Raw genomic sequence first — 16,557 nt, 5'->3', positions numbered from 1 at the left:
CCGAAGTGCCGTCGTCCGTCGCGACCAGCGCCTACCCTGAGCCGCATGACCACCCCCAGCGGCGCCGCACCCGGGTCCGGACCCGGCGACGAGGCCATGCGCATGTGGATGGCCGCCCGCGACCGGGCCGAGGCCGCCCGGGAGGCGACGCTGGCGTCCGACGCCGAGCGGGAGCGGGTCTGCGAGCTGCTCAACAGGGCCTTCAGCCAGGGCCGCCTCACCCCCGCCGACCTCGACGAGCGCACCTCGCGCGCCCTCACGGCCCGTACGCACGGCGACCTGGAGGACGTGCTCGCCGGGCTCACCCCGAGCGGGACGAGCGCGATGTGGACCCAGCGTCCCGACCGCGGGTTCCTGCCGAGGTTGGTCTTCTGGGTCGTCGGGCTGCTCACGTCACCGTTCGTCCTCGGCGGGTCGCTGTTCGTGCTGTTCGGCGACGGCGTGGGCGAGAAGGTCTTCGGGCTCGTGCTGCTGGTGGTCTTCCTGCCCGGTCTGATCGCCCTCTACCGCTGGGGACACCCGCGGCACTGACGGGGTCACCTCGCCAGAGCCGTTCGGTTTCGCACATGTCGCAGGCACCTGTCGCAGCGCTGGTGGTCGTGCTGACCCTCGTGGCCGTGCTGCTCGTGAGCGGGGTCGCCAAGCTCCGTGACCCCCGTGCCACCCGCGACGCGTTCGCCGCGCTCCGGGTGCCGCCGATCGTCCCTGCTGACGTCGCAGCCCCTGCCCTGTCCTGGCTCGAGGTCGCCCTGGCCGTCCTGCTGCTGGTGGCACCGGCCACGGGCCTGGTGCCGGTCGCGGCCCTCGTGCTGCTCCTGATGCTCGCCTACACCGCGCTGATCGGCCGCGCGCTGGGGTTCGACGAGCCGGTGACCTGCTCCTGCTTCGGCAGCATCGGCCGGCACGACGTCGACCGTACGACGCTCGCGCGCAACGTCCTGCTGACGGCGCTGTCGGCCATCGTCCTGTGGTTCGCCGCTGACGGCGGATCGGTACCGTCGGCAGTCGGCGCGCTGGACGGCGGCGACTGGGCGGCGCTGGCGGCCACGCTCGCCGCAGCGGCGGTCGCCGTCCTGGTGCTCAGCGGGCCGGCCACCGACGCCTCGTTGGTGCCGGCCGAGGAGGACCTGCTCGACTACGAGCGCCAGGCCATCCCGTACGGCGCCCTCACCCTGCACGACGGCAGGAGCACGAGCCTCGCCCAGCTCGCCGCCGCACAGGCCCGGCTCCTCGTCGTCCTCAACCCCGGGTGCGGGCCGTGCGTACGCACCGCCGAGAAGCTCGACGACTGGGCGGCACTTCTCGCTCCGGCCGTGGGCGCCGTGGCGATCTACCCGGACGAGGCTTCTGCACGCGCGGCCGGGGAGCACGCCCCCGACCTGGCGGCGTGGGAACCGGAGCTCAACGTGCGCCGGGTCTTCTCCGTCGCTGCACCCGCCGCGGTCCTGCTCGGGGCCGACGGCTACCTCGCGGGCGGGCCGGTCGCGGGGGAGGACGACGTGGCGGCGTTCGTGGAGGACGTCCTCGGCGTGCTCACGGAGCAGCCGAGCCCGGCCGAGTGAACACCCACGCCACCTACGATCGGCGGGTGCCCGATCCCGCCCTGTCCGTCGTCGTGCCCACTCGCGGCGGTGCGACCCGGCTCCCGGTGCTGCTCGACGCACTCGCTGCCCAACGCGTGGGCGAGCCATGGGAACTCCTCGTCGTGCTCGACGGGGACGTCGACGGGAGCCGCGTGGTCGTCGAGGCGTACACCGAGCGCCTGCCGATCAGGATCCTCGAGCGTGACGGAGGCGACGGGGTGTCCGCCGCACTCGCGGCGGGCTACGCCGCGGCGCGCGGCGAGATCGTGCTCCGCTGCGACGACGACCTCACACCCGTCCCCGGCTTCCTCGCCGGACACCTGGCCCGTCACCGATCCAGGCCAGCGGGTGCCCCACCGCTCGGCGTCGTCTCGCTCACCCGGGACGTCTTCCGTGACACCCCCTACGCGACCGCGTACGGGAGACCAGCCAACGAGCGACTGATCGCCCAGGCGTACGCACGCCAGCCCGAGGAGAGGTGGCGGCACTGGGCTGCCTGCAACTCGGTGCCCAGGGAGGCGTACGAGGCGGTCGGCGGGTTCGACCCGACGATGACCTACCGCGAGGACTCCGAGCTCGGCCTGCGCCTCGCCAGGTTCGGCGTCGAGATCGTGATCGACCCCGAGCTCGAGATCGAGCACCGAGGCCCTGCCGCCGACGCAGAGTCGCGGGTAGCGCGGGCATTCACGTCCGGCTCTTCCGAGCAGGCCCTCGACCACCGCCATCCCGGAGCCGTCGACGACCTTCGCTCCGATGGACGCTCGCCGTGGGACCGCGCGGTGTTCTTGCTCGCAGGCCGCATGACGTCGCACGCAGTCGCACGCGATTGGGGAAGACGGCTGGACCGGCTGCTCCCCCGGATCCCGCGAGCAGCGCGGGGCAAGGCCGTGGCACTCGCCGTCGAGGCCGCTGCGGCTGCGGGGCGCCGCTGCGGAACAACCGCGTGGGTGAGGGACGGCGCCGACCAACTGATCACTCTCAACGTCATCTACGACATGACCCTTGCCCAGCACGAAAGCGAGTACGCCGAAGGCATCCGGCCCACCCGCTTGCCCTACGGGATGGAACGCCTCGAGACGCACAAGATCTCCCTGATCGAGTCGCCGCGCTACCCACCGACGAAGGTCACAACCGTGATCGAGCACCGCACCGGTGTACGGCTCCAGCCCCTGCGCGCATGGCACGCGGCGCAGCGAGCGGACGCCACTGTTGCGGTGTGGGAGCACTGGGCTGAGCTTCCAGCGCTGCTGCGCCGAGTCCCAGGCCCGTATCGGGCCAAGCCCCTTTTCACCCTGGTCTGCTGGGCGGCCGAAGACCTCCGTTCCGGTGATGCGCGGAGCAGGGCCCGAGCACGCCGAGTCATCGAGGCATCGGACCTCATCCTGTTCCTGAGCAGCAACCAGCGCGAGGTCTTCCTCGCGAACGGTGCTCGTCCCGAGCAGCTCGTGTGCCTGCCCTTCGGGGTCGCGACCGACTTCTTCAGCGGTGACGTCGGATCACACCGGGACATCGAGTTCCTCGCCGTGGGCGTCGACCGCGGCCGGGACTACCCGACCCTCATCCGAGCCGTCGAGGGCACAGACCTCAAGGTCAAGCTGCTCACCACGCCGGCCCGTGCCCAGACGTTGGCGCTGCCCAGCAACATCGAGCCCGGTGGGGTGCTACCTCCCGACGCCTACCGGGACCTCCTCCGTCGTACGCAGGTGGTCATCGTCCCGACTCACGACTACGCCTATCCCACCGGCCAGACCGTGGCGCTCAACGCGGCGGCATCGGGCTGTGCGGTGATCGTGAGCGACACCGCCGCGATGGCTGACTACTTTTCAGCAGAAACCACTGCGCTGATGCCAGCCGTCGGCGACGCTGGGGGCCTGCGCTCGGCAATGGTTCGGCTGCGTGACGACTCCCGTCTGAGGCTGGCGATGGCCGCTCGCGGACAGCAGCACGTTCGGCAGGGCCATCACAGTTACGTGATGTGGGACCAGGCAGCGGACCGGTTCCGCAGCGTGCTGACAACCCAACACCTCACCCATCCGAAGGCCTGAACGTGACCGCAACGGGCACCCCAGCTCAGGGCGAGCTGCTCCCACAGCCCCCCGGCACACCCTACCCGGGACTCAACTTCCTCCGTCTCGTGCTCGCTGCTGCTGTCCTCGTGTCCCACGCGTTCCCGGCCTTCGGGCTCACGGAACCCCAACTGGTCGGCCGCAGTCTCGGCGGTTGGGCCGTGATGGGATTCTTCGCCCTGTCCGGCTTCCTGATCGCTCAGTCACGACAACGGCTCGGCCTGCCGTCGTTCCTCGCCCGAAGGGTCGGGCGGCTGATGCCGGGCTACTGGGCCTGTCTCGTCCTCACGGTCCTGGCGGCCACGGCATTCACCACAGCACCGCTCGTGGGACGCGACGGGGGCCTGAGCCACGTCCTGAGCAACGCGCTGCTCTACCAGGCGTCCAGCGACATCGCCGGAACGCCGCGAGGGGTCCCCTACCCCGGCGTGTGGAACGCGTCCGCGTGGACACTGCCCCACGAATTCATGTGCTATATCGCCGTTGGGCTGGTCTACAGCGTCGTCCGCGGGTCCCAGATCCGGGAACGGGTACTGGCCGTCACGATTTGGCTGGGCCTCGTCGCGCTACAGGTCGCGCTGCCACACACGGCTCTCGGGAGCGTGTTCCTGAAGCAGTTCAGTCTCTTGGCGCCCTTGTTCTTCGGAGGCGTCGTCGTGGCGGTCTGCCTGCCGAAGGTGACCCTCCGGCCTGTACATGCAGCGGCGGCGGGACTGGCGTCGGGCCTGCTCGTGGTTCTCGAGCCTCGATTCGGCGCCTCCTTGGCCGCCCCGCTGGTGGCGATCGTGCTGCTGACTCTCGGGAGGCGCGGCGGACCGGGCCTGATCCAGCGGCACGACATCTCCTACGGCGTCTACCTGTACGCCTTTCCCGTCTCGCAGGTGCTCGTAGGCGTCTGGGCGGACACGTGGAGCTTCGCTGCGTACGTGCTGGCAGTCGGAGCGATCACATCCACGCTTGCAGTCGCGAGCTGGGCCCTGGTGGAACGACCTGCGCAGGTCTGGGTCAAGAACCGCGTAGGCGCCGGAGTCGCCTCAAACCGGCGTAGGCCACCGGCCAGCGAAGTCGGGCGCGCTCGAGAATCGCGTAGCGATGCCGCAGGTCGTTCAGCTCGTCCATCAGCTCGAAGCGGTGGCGGATGAGCGCCTCTGGGTGCTCGGCGTACAGACCCACGTTGTTGCGGAAGATCTGCGCGTAGACCTGGACGTACTCCTCCCTGGTGTACCCGTGGTTCATCGAGGAGCTGCGTATCCGGTAGTGGAAGTAGCGCCCCTCGAGACGGCGCACTCCCCGCCCCAAGGAGATGATCCGCAGCCAGAAGTCGTGGTCCTCGCGCCCGCGGCGCATCGTCTCGTCGTAGCCACCCACAACGGCCCAGTCGTCACGCCGGAACATCGCGCACGAGAAGATGCAGTTCTCCACGAGTATCCGGTCGACGTCGAAGTCGGGCAGCGCCCAATCCCCCTCCACCTCACCGAACTTGGTGGCCCTGGAGTACACGATTCCCAGAGTGTCGTCCGCCGTCATGGCGTCGACCGCCTCGGGCACGTAGTCCGGCTCGATGAGGTCGTCGGCGTCCAACGGCAGGATGAACGATCCGCTGGCGCGCCGGACGCCCGCATTCCGCGCAGCCGGCAGACCGGAGTTCGGCTGGCCCACGCGCACCACGCACGCCGGCAGCGAGTCCAGCGCGACCCGTGTGGCGTAGTCGGTCGAACCGTCGTCCACGACGATGACCTCCAGGCGCTCGTAAGCACTCGACAGAGCGGACTTCACAGTCTCGAGCAGCGTGTCCCCTGCGTTGTAGCACGGGATCACCACACTCACGAGCGGAGGAGCGGATACCGCGTCGGGCAGCGGACTCTCGTGCGGCACCTGCCAATCGTGACACGATCCGGAGGTCGTTGCGGCCGCAGTCCCAGAGTGCCCGTGCTCAGCAACCCGCACCTAGACTGCTCGGCATGACGTCGGCACCTGCGCCGCAGGAGCTTGCGCGCAAGGCAGTGCGCGGCGTCGCCGTCACCTCTTTGGCCCAGGTCATGCGACTACTCATCCAGATCGCATCGGTCGTCATCCTGGCAAGGCTTCTCACGCCTCGCGACTACGGGCTGGTCGCCATGGTCCTTGCGATCGTCGGCGTTGCGGAGCTCCTCAGGGACATGGGTCTCTCACCAGCCGCCATCCGGGCTCCGACGCTCAGCCGCCAGGAGCGGGACAACCTGTTCTGGCTCAACACCGCTGCCGGGGCATGCCTCACCGCGCTGGTCGTCATCGCCGCTCCCCTCATCGCGCAGGTGTACGGCAGACCAGAGCTGACGGCGATCGCGTGGGCGTTGGCGCCCAGCTTCTTCCTGTCTGGCCTGGCCACCCAGTACCGGGTGGATCTGACCAGACGTCTTCGGTTCGGGGCTCTGGCTGCGATCGACCTCGCGTGTGCGGTGGTTCCCTTGACCATAGGCATCGTGGCGGCCGCGCTGGGAGCCCACTACTGGGCGCTCGTGGCCCAACAGCTGTCCTCTGGAGTCCTGGCCTGCGCCCTGCTGCTCGCGAGCTGCAGGTGGCTGCCGCGCGCATACCACCGCGGGACACCGGTCGGGCACTTCGTGCGACTTGGCATGTCGTTCGTGTTCGGCGGCCTGATGAGCTACGTCACGCGCAATGCCGACAACGTCCTGGTCGGCCATCAGTTCGGGGCGGCCTCGCTCGGGGCCTACACCCGTAGCGTGCAGCTGGTGCGAACCCCGCTCGCCCAACTGCAGGCGCCGTTCGGCACTGTCGCGCTTCCCGTCCTCGCGAGTGCCGGTGAGGACGACGAGCGCCTGATGTCGGGGGCACGTCGAGCGCAGGTGGCCCTCGTCTACCCCGTTCTTCTGGGAGTCACGGTCATCGCGGTCACGGCCGGGGCGTTCGTGGACATCGCTCTTGGTGACTCCTGGGCGGCGGCAGCACCGATCATGGCCTGGGTCGCGGTCTCAGGAGGCGCGGCTTGCCTGACCATGCCGGTCCTCTGGGTATTCGCTGCCAGGGGCCTGGGGCGGGCGATCATGAGCTACAACGCGATCGCCACAGTCGTCGCGCTGTCTGCAATGGCCATCGGGATTCGCTGGGGGGTTCCAGGAGTCGCAGCCGGCGTCGCCGTGGCCCAGTTGATCGCACTTCCCGTGGCGCTCTGGATACTCCGCGTGGAGGGTCGGCTCGCGGTGGGACCACTTGGCTTCTCCGCGGCTCGGGTCCTGGCGCTGTCATTGGTTGCGGGTGTTCTCGCTGACCTGGTGCTCCGCCTCGCAGCCGACGCCGTCACGTCAGCCGTGCCACAGGTGCTCCTCGCGGGGGCGGCGGCCTCTGCAGCCTTCGCCGCCGCCGCAGGTCTGAGCGCCTATCGACGCGACTACCAGGACATCTGGTCGATGCTGCGCCTGATCCGGCGACGAGCCGAGCACACGTCGGCCGATCAGTCCGGTTCAGCGGATCCGGTGCTCTAGGGTTCGACGCAGTCCTAGACGTCCGCGCCAGATGGGATGACATTGTCCGGCAACCACATCCTGCTGGTCATCCCCGCCTTCCACGGCTACGGCGACTCCATCGCCGGAGCCCTGCGCCGGGCGGGCCACGACGTGACCGTCCACGCGTACGACGCCAACACGACCCTGGGCGCCAAGGTCCGGACCAAGCTCGTCCACGAGCTGCCGAGCCGCTTCGGCTCGAGGGCCGGCGAGCTCGCCCGGCAGCGCACGCAGACGGCCCGGGCGGTCGCGGCCGTCGCCGCCAGCCGGGCCGACGTCGTCATCACGGTCAAGGGCGACGGCCTGGGCACGGGCTACTGGGAGGCGGTCGACGCCTCGGGAGCGCGACAGCTGCTGTGGCTCTACGACGAGCTCGCCCGCATGGACCTCGACGACGAAGTCCTCACCTCCCGGCCCTCGATCGTGTCGTACTCGCCCCACGACGTGGCCGCCCTCCGCGACCGCGGCCTGCGGGTCGGCCACGTGCTCGACGCCCACGACCACACCGTGCCCTTCACCCCCGTGCCCAGCGACGAGGTCGTGTTCATCGGCGCGCGCTATCCCGACCGCACCCGCCTGCTGACCGCCCTGCACGAGCGCGGCGTGCCGGTCCGGGCGTACGGCCGCGACTGGTCACGCCACCCGGTCGACCGGGCCCGCACGTGGCAGCTCAGCCGCCCGGACGTGCCGTCGGCGCGAGGGGTGGACCGCCCGACCGCCTACGGCCTGACGGCCGGCGCCGTCGCCGCGCTCAACTCCCACACCGACCAGGACGGCTTCACCATGCGCACCTTCGAGCTGCCGGGCACCGGGTCGCTCCAGCTCATCGACCGCCCCGACGTGGAGGCGCTCTACGAGCCGGGACGGGAGGTGCTCGTGTTCTCCGGCGTCGACGAGCTGGCCGCGCTCTGCGAGCGGGCACGCGCCGACCGCGGCTGGGCGCGCGAGATCGCCGAGCGCGGTCGGGCCCGGACGCTGGCCGAGCACACCTTCGACCACCGGGTCCCGCTGCTGGAGGACGCATGGGCCTGATCCATGCGAGCGACCTCACCGCGTGGCGCCAGTGGCAGGAGTCGCGGCACCGCCTGCGCCAGCTCCGCCACGCCGTACACCCGGGTCCCGGACCGCAGCCCCAGCGCTTCGTGCTCACGACGTACGACCCCGAGCCGCGGCTGCTCGTGGCGCTCGACTCCTCCTCCCCCACCAGCCACGCGGCCCTCGTCGAACCCCTGGCCCGGCTCGACCTGCCCGTCGCCGTGCTGTCACCCGGACCCGCGCCCGACCTCGGTCGCCCGCCGCTGACGCAGCAGGACGTCGGCACCGACCTCCCCGACGCCCTTCGTGGCGTGGTCGCGGTCGTCTCGCTCGGCCACTACCTGCCGCGCGGCGAGCTCGCGCACCACTGGGCGCGGGACCTGGGAGCGCAGTCGGTCGTGGTGCAGCACGGCGCGCTCACCCCGTACGCGCCCCCGCTGCCGCCCGGTGCGCGCCTGCTGGCCTGGAGCGACGCCGACGCGGACTTCTGGCGCTCCGGGCGGACCGACGTCGAGCACGAGGTCGTCGGCAGCCAGCTGCTCTGGCACGCAGGTCTCGTGACAGGCGCCGGAGCGCCTTCCTCGACCAGCGATCGACGGCTGACCTACCTCGGCCAGATGCACGCCGCCGAGCTGTCCCGCGCGCGACTCGTCCGCGCGGCCGCCGCGCACTGCCGGGCCCACGACGCCGTCTACCGCCCGCACCCGTCCGAGCGCGACCGGCTCTCCCGGCTCGCGCACGGCGGCTTCCGCCGCCTCGGCATCACCGTGGACGGCTCGACCCCGCTGGCCCGGCTGGCGGGACCGGTGGTGAGCGTCTTCTCCACCGGGGTGATCGAGGCGGCCGCGCAGGGACGCGACGCTTGGGTCGACTTCCCGCGACCGCCCGCGTGGCTCGCGGAGTTCTGGGAGCGTTACGGCATGCACCGCTCCGGAAGCGCCCCGACGCCACCGCCCCCTCGACCGGACGTCGAACCGTCCCGGCGCGTCGCCGAGGTGCTGCGGGAGGTGGCCGGATGAGCACCCTCTGCGTGATCCCCGCCCGGGGTGGGTCCAAGGGCGTCCCCCGCAAGAACCTGCTCGACGTCGGAGGCAAGCCCCTCATCGTCTGGACGATCGAGCAGGCGCTCGCGACGCCCGGCCTCGACGTCGTCGTCTCGACCGACGACGAGGAGATCGCCGACGTCGCCCGCTCCGCGGGAGTGGAGGTGCCGTGGCTGCGCCCGGCCGAGCTCGCCCAGGACACCACCCCGACCGAGCCCGTGGTGCGTCACGCCATCGAGCAGGCCACGTCCGAGCACGGTCGACCCGACGCGGTGATGCTGCTCCAGGCCACCTCTCCCGTCCGGCACGAGGGCACCCTCGCGCGGGCCCTCGCCGAGTTCGCGGCGACCGGCGTGGACTCGATGGTCGGCGTCGTCGAGCAGCCGCCCTTCATCTGGCAGGCCGGGGACCCGCCGACCGCCGCGTACGACGTGGCGGCGCGCCCACGTCGGCAGGACCTGACCGACGAGAGCCGCCGCTACCGCGAGACGGGCTCGCTCTACGTCACCCGCACCGAGGTCTACGAGCAGCACGACAACCGGCTCGGTGGCCGCATCGGCCTGTTCGTGATGGCCGAGGACGAGGGCATCGACATCGACACCGAGCTCGACGTGGCACTGGCGGCGAGGTTGTTGAACGCGCGTTGAGCGGACTGCCCGCGCCGCGGCGATCTGCTGGATACGGTGGTCTCGAACGTACTCCCACGGAAGGCCTCCGCCTTGATCATCGAGCGTGACCTCACGCCGTACGTCGTCTACTCGGGCGACCCGGTCCTGCGCGCCCTCGAGAAGATCACCGCCAACAAGGCGCGGGTGATCTTCCTCGTCGACTCGCACGGCCACCTCGACGGCGTGCTGTCCGACGGCGACTTCCGGCGCTGGGTCAGCAGCGCTGCCAGCCTCACCACCGACGTGCCTGCGCTCGAGGCCGCCAACACGTCCCCACGCAGCCTGCCGATCGGCAGCAGCCCCGCCGAGATCTCCCACGCCTTCGGCTCCGGCATCGACCACGTCGCCCTCGTCGACGAGCGAGGCCACCTCGTCGCGATCGCGATCAACCGCGCCGACGAGCTCCGCCTCGGCCGCCACGTCGTCGCGCCCGACGCGCCGGCGCTGATGATCAGCGAGATCGGCATCAACCACCAGGGCGAGGTCGGGCTCGCCAAGCAGCTCGTCGACCTGTCGGTCGAGGCCGGCGCCGACATCGTGAAGTTCCAGCTGCGCGACATGGAGTCGCTCTACCGCCAGGGCGCCTCGGGCTCCGGCGGCGAGGACCTCGGCCCGCAGTACACCCTCGACCTCCTCGCCAAGTACGACCTCGGCGCCGACGGGCTCTTCGAGGTGTTCGACCACTGCCAGGACGTCGGCATCGACGTGATGTGCACCGCGTGGGACCCGGTCAGCGTCGACCGCCTCGTCGACTACGGCGTGCCTTCGCTCAAGGTCGCCTCGGCCGACATGACCAACCACGCGCTGCTGCGCCACATGGCCGCCAGCGGCACGCCGATGGTGATCTCGACCGGCATGTCCACCGAGGGCGAGATCCGCGAGACCGTCGAGCTGATCCGCGGCACCGGGGTCGCGCACGCCTTCCTGCACTGCCAGTCGACCTACCCGGCGCCGTTCAAGGACGTCAACCTCGCCTACCTGACCCGGCTCGCTGAGCTGACCCGGGCGCCGGTCGGCTACTCCGGCCACGAGCGCGGGTTCCACGTCGCGCTCGCCGCCGTCGCGCTCGGCGCCCGGATCATCGAGAAGCACTTCACCGTGGACCGCGACCTCGAGGGCAACGACCACAAGGTCAGCCTGCTGCCGGCCGAGTTCAAGGAGATGGTGCAGCGGGTCCGCGAGGTCGAGGAGGCCCTCGGCACCTCGTCGCCGCGCGCGGTCTCCACCGGCGAGATGATGAACCGGGTCAACCTCGCCAAGTCCCTCGTCGCCGCCCGCCGCATCGAGGTCGGCGAGACCCTGACCGACGCCGACATCGACATCAAGAGCCCCGGGCGCGGGCTCCAGCCCAACGCGTACGACCGGCTCGTGGGGCGTACGACCACCCGCGCGCTCGACGCCGGGGACTTCTTCTACGCCACCGACCTCGGCGACGCCGCCCCGCGCGGTCGGGCCTACGACTTCGCCCGCCCCTGGGGCCTGGCCGTCCGCTACCACGACATCGACGCGATGACCAAGGACACCACCCCCGACTTCCTCGAGTTCCACTTCTCCTACAAGGACCTCGACCTGCCGGTCGCCGACGTCTTCGCGAAGTACGACGGCGGCCTGCCGATGGGCTTCACCACGCACTCCCCCGACCTGTTCGCCGGGGACTTCCTGCTCAACCTCGCCTCCGAGGACGACGAGCACTGGGAGCGGTCGATCCGCGAGCTCCAGCGCGTCGTCGACACCACGCGCGAGATGCAGCAGCACTTCACCCGCGGGGCCGACGCCAAGGCCGACGCCGAGGGCCCGGTCATCGTGGCCAGCCTGGGCGGCTTCACCACCGACGCCTTCGTCCGCCCGGAGCAGCGCCAGGCGATGTACGCCCGGGTCGCCGCCGGCCTGGCCCGCGTCGACGACACCGGCGTGCGGCTCTGCGCGCAGACGCTGCCGCCCTATCCCTGGTACATGGGCGGGCAGCTCTACTGCAACCTCTTCGTCGACCCGCGCGACACCGCGGAGTTCGCGGAGCGCCACGGCCGCCGGCTCTGCTTCGACGTCTCCCACTCCAAGCTCTCGGCCAACTACCTCGGCATGCCCTTCTCCGAGGCGACCGACCTCCTGGCTCCGCACACCGAGCACCTCCACCTCGTCGACGCGACCGGCGTCGACGGCGAGGGAGTGCAGGTCGGCGACGGTGAGATCGACTGGGCGGTGCTGGCCCAGCAGCTCGAGGCGATGGCGCCGGGCGTGAGCTTCATCCCCGAGATCTGGCAGGGGCACGTCAACGACGGCGAGGGCTTCTGGATCGCCCTCGAGCGGCTGGAGCAATGGTTCTGACCGCTCCCGCAGCGCTCTGGGTGGTGCCGGTGAGCGACCTGGCAGGGGTGGCTCGGCACGTCCTCGACGTCGCCCGCGCCGGCCTCCCGGGCTGGCGACTGGCCGTCCTGGCCCCACCCGGCGCCCTGTGCGACCGGCTGCGCGACCTGGGCGCTGAGGTCCACGAGGGCCCGTTCGGTCCCGACCACGGCCTGCGGGCGTCCGTGACCACGCTGCGCCGCGTCGTACGCCGGGTGCGGCCGGCAGTGGTGCACAGCCACCTGGCCTACGCCGACATCGTCGTCGCCCTCGCTGCCGGGCGCGGGCCCCGGCTGGTGACCACCGAGCACGGCATCGCCCGCGACGACGTCGTCTACCACCGCTCCGGCACCAGGACGCGGGCGATGGCAGCCGTGCACACGGCGCGGCTGCGGCGCTTCGACGCCGCGATCGCGGTCAGCCGCGCGACGGCCGACGCGATGGCCGACAAGTGGCACCCACGGATCCCCGTCAAGGTGGTCCCCAACGGAGTCGCGCCGCTCGCGCCGCGACCACCGCGGGCGCCCGGGCTGCGGATCCTCTCGCTCGCGCGGCTGGCGCCGGAGAAGCGGCTCCCCGCACTCCTCGACGCGTTCGCGGCGCTGCGCGGCGACCACCCCGCGGCCCGGCTGACCCTGGCGGGGACGGGTCCCGAGGAGGCGGCGCTGCGCGCGCATGCCCATCGCCTCGGCCTCGGTGACGCCGTCAGCCTGCCCGGCTTCGTCGACCCGGAGCCCGCCATGGCCGAGCACGACGTGCTGGCCATGCTGTCGGTCTGGGAGAACTGCTCGTACGCCCTCCTCGACGCCGCCTCCCGCGGGATGGGGGTCGTCGCGAGCGACGTCGGCGGGAACCCGGAGGTCCTGCCACCGGTCTCGCTGGTGGACGCCGACGACACCGCCGCGGTCGCCGCCGCGCTGGCCCGCCAGGGCCTCGACCTCTCCGCCCGCCCGTCCCTGCGGGACTGGCCGACGGTCGACGACATGTGCACCCGGATCACCGCGACGTACGCCGCGGCAGGGGCACGCTGATGGCACGCATCGACACCCCGTGGAACCTCCCGGACCGCACCATCGCCCACGCCGACCAGGCCGATCGCGAGGTCCGGGCCACCGACTTCCTGCTGATGGCCGTCCTGCCGCTGCGCACGGTCGAGGTGTCGGGGATCCCGGTCAACGAGCTCGCCATGGCTGCGCTGGTCGTCCTGTGCGTGGTGCGCCCGGCCCGCGGCGGGGCCCGTCTCCACGGGCTCGTGGTGGTCCTCCTCGGTGCCCTGCTGGCCCTGCTGGTCCACTCGGGCGTGTCCAACGACGTCGAGTGGACGCGGCGCCTCGGGCACGTCGCCGTGCTGGCCGGCCTGGTCTGGGCCCTCGGCACCGGGCGGGTCTCCTTGCGGTCCGCCGCCCTCGGACTTGGCGCCGGACTGGTCGGCGTGATCGGCCTCGCCCTCGCGGGCATCGGCGGCGACACCTACCCCGGCCGGCTCACCGGCTACCTCGGCGATCCCAACGCCGGCGCGTTCTTCATCGCGGTCCTCGGCGTCCTCGCGGTGCTCTTCTCCGACGACCGGTGGAAGGTGCGTCTCGCCCTGGCGGTGCCGCTGCTGGCGGGGCTGGTGCTCACCTTCTCCCGCACCGGTCTCGTCGCCGGGGCGTTCGCGATCTTCTGGGTCCTCGCGGGACGACGCCTGGGAGCCGCGGGAGGTGTCGCGGTCGCGGCCGCGCTCGTCTGGCTCGTCGACAACATCCCCGACGACCTGGTGCTCTACGGCCCGTTCTCCAACCGGTCCGGCAGCGACGCCCTGCGGGAGCGGATCATCGCCCAGGAGCAGGTCGAGCTCGCCGCCGCCCCGTGGTACGGCAACGGACCCGGCACGGCCCGGGTCGACGTCCGCGGCCTCGAGTTCTTCTTCCACAACAGCTACCTCGCCGTCCGGCAGGAGGGCGGCTGGATCGCGCTCCTCCTCGTGCTCGGCCTGATGGCCTTCGCCTTCCTCCGACTCTCGCGCCACTCGCGCGCCGGCGACCTCTCGGCCGCGGGCGCGCAGGCCGCCCTTATCGGCACGGCGGTCATGGCGATCACGCTCGGCGAGGTGCTCCTCGACACGCCCATGGCGATCGCGGTGGGCTTCGCCCTCGGCCGGGCACTGCATCCCGCACCGGAAGCGGTGCCCGATGCCTGAGCGGATCCACCTCGCCGCCAACAACCCCGACCTGGGTGGCGGCGAGCAGGTGCTGCTGCGCCACGCCGAGGCACTGCTCGACCTGGGCCACCCGGTGACGGTCGTGGCCGCGGACTCCCCCACTGAGGTCCTCGACGCCGCTGCCGGTGTCGGTGCCGACGTCGTGGCGATCCGGGCCGACGGCCGGCGCGACTACCTGCGACGGCTGCGCGCGTGGGACCGTACGGAGCGCGACGGCGTCCTGTGGTGCCACGGGCTCGTGCCGGCCCTGGCGACGGCCGGCCACGCGCGGCGCATCGTCCACCTCCACCAGGACCCCCGCGGCCGGGCCCAGGCGGTCGCGGCCCGCGTCGCACGCCGCGGCGCGCTGGCCACCCTCGTGCCGTCCTCCGACATGGCGGGACGGGTCCCCGGCAGCCGCGCGCACGCCAACTGGACCTCCGACCTCCCCCTGCTCGAGCGGTCCGGCGAGCGGTCCGGCGACGTCGGCTACCTCGGCCGGATCTCGACCGACAAGGGGGTCGACGTCCTCGCGCGAGCCCTCGCCCGCACCGGCGTCCCAGGCTCCCTGCTGCTCGCCGGCGACTCGCGCTACGTCACAGCGGCGGACGTACGCACCGTCGAGGACGCGCTCTCCGCGCTGGGCCCGCGAGCCGTACGCCTCGGGCACACCACCCCCGCCGAGCTGTTCGGGCGCGTCGACCTCGTCGTGTTCCCCAGCGTGTGGCCCGAGCCCTTCGGCCTCGTGGTCGCCGAGGCGATGGCGGCAGGCGTCCCCCTCGTCATCTCCGACGCCGGTGCGCTGCCCGAGGTCGCCGGCCCCGACCATCCGTGGGTCGCCCGCGCCGGCGACGCCGACGACCTCGCCCGGGTCCTCGAGCGCGCCCTCGGCGCCACCCCGGAGGAGGCGCGCGACGTGACCGGGCGCGCGCGCCGCCGTTGGGAGGAGCAGTACTCGCCGCAGGCCGGCCGGCTGCGGGTCGAGGCCCTTCTCGCATCTCTGGGGGTGGCATGAGCACCGCACGGCCACCCGTGGCGATCGCCCACGACTACCTCACCCAGCGTGGCGGCGCCGAGCGCGTCGTCCTCACGCTCCTGCGGGCCTTCCCCGACGCGCCCCTGCACACCACCCTCTACGACCCCGACGCCACCTATCCCGACTTCGCGGCCGCCGACGTGCGTACCTCCCCCCTCAACCGGCTCGCCCCCCTCCGTCGCGACCACCGGCTCGCCCTCCCGCTCCTCGCGCCGGCCGCCTCCCGGATGCGCGTCGACGCCGACGTCGTGGTGGCGTCGAGCAGCGGCTGGGCCCACGGCTTCGAGACCGGCGACCGGACCCGCACGGTCGTCTACTGCCACAACCCGGCCCGCTGGCTCTACCAGACCGACGAGTACCTCGGCGGTGCCGCCTGGCGCTCCCCCGTGGGCCCGCCGCTGATGGCGATGCGCCCGCTCCTCAAGCGCTGGGACCGGCGGCAGGCCGACCAGGTCGACGTCTACCTCGCCAACAGCCGCGTCGTGCAGCAGCGCATCCGCGCGACGTACGGCCGCGACGCCGAGCTGCTGCCACCGCCGCACGGCATGGACGCCTCGGCACCGACCGAGCCGGTGCCCGAGCTCGAGGGGTGGGAGCCGGGCTACGCGCTCGTGGTCTCGCGGCTGCTGCCCTACAAGAACGTCGACGCCGTCATCGAGGCCGTCCGCGGCACCGGGCGCCGCCTGGTCGTGGTGGGCCGCGGCCCGGAGGAGTCCCGCCTGCGCGCCACGCTGCCCGACAACGTCCGCATCCTCGGCGGCCTGCCCGACGCGCAGCTGCGCGGCGTGTACGCCGGGGCGGGCGTCCTGGTCGCCGCCAGCCACGAGGACTTCGGCCTGGCCCCCCTCGAGGCCGCGGCCTTCGGCGTCCCCGCCGTGGCACTGCGCGGCGGCGGGTTCCTCGAGACCGTCCTCGAGGGCGAGACAGGTGTGTTCTTCGACCGCCCCGACCCCGACCAGATCGGGTCCGCGCTGGACATCTCCGACCGGCACTGCTGGGACGGTGCAAGACTGCGGGCCCGGGCCGAGGAGTTCGGCGAGGCCCGGTTCATCGACAGGATCCGCACCATTGCTCTGGGGGAAGGGACGGTGGCCTGAC

Annotated in this window: 13 protein-coding genes and 1 pseudogene; 13 read left to right on the top strand and 1 reads right to left on the bottom strand. The window is 72.2% G+C overall.

Translation table 11 applies throughout. The annotated features are described in order from the left end of the window. Nucleotides 1-45: 45 nt before the first annotated feature. The 4 genes and pseudogenes from EXE59_RS07210 to EXE59_RS07195 all read left to right on the top strand — a co-directional run. Nucleotides 46-531, top strand: coding sequence for a DUF1707 SHOCT-like domain-containing protein (locus tag EXE59_RS07210; RefSeq protein WP_135838299.1), 486 nt, complete (start codon nt 46-48; stop codon nt 529-531). A 35-nt stretch (nt 532-566) separates the two neighbouring features. Continuing rightward, nucleotides 567-1,562: a MauE/DoxX family redox-associated membrane protein gene (locus tag EXE59_RS07205; RefSeq protein ID WP_135838298.1), complete on the top strand. Its 996-nt coding sequence runs from the start codon at nt 567-569 to the stop codon at nt 1,560-1,562. Nucleotides 1,563-1,588: 26 nt separating this feature from the next. Next, nucleotides 1,589-3,628 carry a glycosyltransferase gene (locus EXE59_RS07200; RefSeq protein ID WP_168218434.1) on the top strand — a complete coding sequence of 680 codons (2,040 nt, stop codon included), beginning with the start codon at nt 1,589-1,591 and terminating at the stop codon, nt 3,626-3,628. Further along, a pseudogene (locus EXE59_RS07195) lies at nt 3,559-4,605 on the top strand (acyltransferase family protein); the annotation flags it as partial. The gene EXE59_RS07200 and the pseudogene EXE59_RS07195, both read left to right, overlap by 70 nt. 49 nt (nt 4,606-4,654) lie before the next feature. Here the strand turns inward: EXE59_RS07195 and EXE59_RS24430 are convergent. Continuing rightward, entirely contained in the window at nt 4,655-5,524 is an 870-nt protein-coding gene (locus EXE59_RS24430; RefSeq protein ID WP_246056587.1) for a glycosyltransferase family 2 protein, read from the bottom strand. 86 nt (nt 5,525-5,610) lie between these two features. On the opposite strand from EXE59_RS24430, the gene EXE59_RS07185 reads away from it, so the two are divergent. The 9 genes from EXE59_RS07185 (at nt 5,611) to EXE59_RS07145 (ending at nt 16,556) form a co-directional block, all read left to right on the top strand. Continuing rightward, nucleotides 5,611-7,131, top strand: a complete 1,521-nt coding sequence (locus tag EXE59_RS07185; RefSeq protein ID WP_135838294.1) for a lipopolysaccharide biosynthesis protein — start codon at nt 5,611-5,613, stop codon at nt 7,129-7,131. 42 nt (nt 7,132-7,173) lie between these two features. Further along, nucleotides 7,174-8,184 (top strand): CgeB family protein, encoded by a 1,011-nt coding sequence (locus EXE59_RS07180; protein WP_210428916.1) that lies wholly within the window; start codon nt 7,174-7,176, stop codon nt 8,182-8,184. Next, entirely contained in the window at nt 8,175-9,206 is a 1,032-nt protein-coding gene (locus EXE59_RS07175; RefSeq protein ID WP_135838292.1) for an RNA-binding protein, read from the top strand. Before EXE59_RS07180 ends, EXE59_RS07175 begins: the two co-directional genes overlap by 10 nt. Continuing rightward, nucleotides 9,203-9,877 carry an acylneuraminate cytidylyltransferase family protein gene (locus EXE59_RS07170; RefSeq protein WP_135838291.1) on the top strand — a complete coding sequence of 225 codons (675 nt, stop codon included), beginning with the start codon at nt 9,203-9,205 and terminating at the stop codon, nt 9,875-9,877. The genes EXE59_RS07175 and EXE59_RS07170 overlap by 4 nt, the downstream gene beginning before the upstream one ends. A gap of 72 nt (nt 9,878-9,949) precedes the next feature. Beyond that, entirely contained in the window at nt 9,950-12,223 is a 2,274-nt protein-coding gene (locus EXE59_RS07165; RefSeq protein WP_135838290.1) for an N-acetylneuraminate synthase family protein, read from the top strand. Nucleotides 12,224-12,252: 29 nt separating this feature from the next. Then, nucleotides 12,253-13,272: a glycosyltransferase family 4 protein gene (locus EXE59_RS07160; protein ID WP_246056585.1), complete on the top strand. Its 1,020-nt coding sequence runs from the start codon at nt 12,253-12,255 to the stop codon at nt 13,270-13,272. Beyond that, nucleotides 13,272-14,423, top strand: a complete 1,152-nt coding sequence (locus EXE59_RS07155) for an O-antigen ligase family protein (protein ID WP_135838289.1) — start codon at nt 13,272-13,274, stop codon at nt 14,421-14,423. The genes EXE59_RS07160 and EXE59_RS07155 overlap by 1 nt, the downstream gene beginning before the upstream one ends. Further along, complete coding sequence (locus EXE59_RS07150; RefSeq protein ID WP_135838288.1) at nt 14,416-15,438, top strand: glycosyltransferase family 4 protein; 1,023 nt, start codon at nt 14,416-14,418, stop codon at nt 15,436-15,438. The genes EXE59_RS07155 and EXE59_RS07150 overlap by 8 nt, the downstream gene beginning before the upstream one ends. Further along, entirely contained in the window at nt 15,435-16,556 is a 1,122-nt protein-coding gene (locus tag EXE59_RS07145) for a glycosyltransferase (RefSeq protein ID WP_135838287.1), read from the top strand. The genes EXE59_RS07150 and EXE59_RS07145 overlap by 4 nt, the downstream gene beginning before the upstream one ends. Nucleotide 16,557 lies beyond the last annotated feature (1 nt).

The sequence above is a fragment of the Nocardioides eburneiflavus genome (genome assembly GCF_004785795.1).
Classification (GTDB): Bacteria; Actinomycetota; Actinomycetes; order Propionibacteriales; family Nocardioidaceae; genus Nocardioides; species Nocardioides eburneiflavus.
Note: the sequence above shows the minus strand (reverse complement) of the source record. Positions and strands in the feature narration are given on the sequence as shown.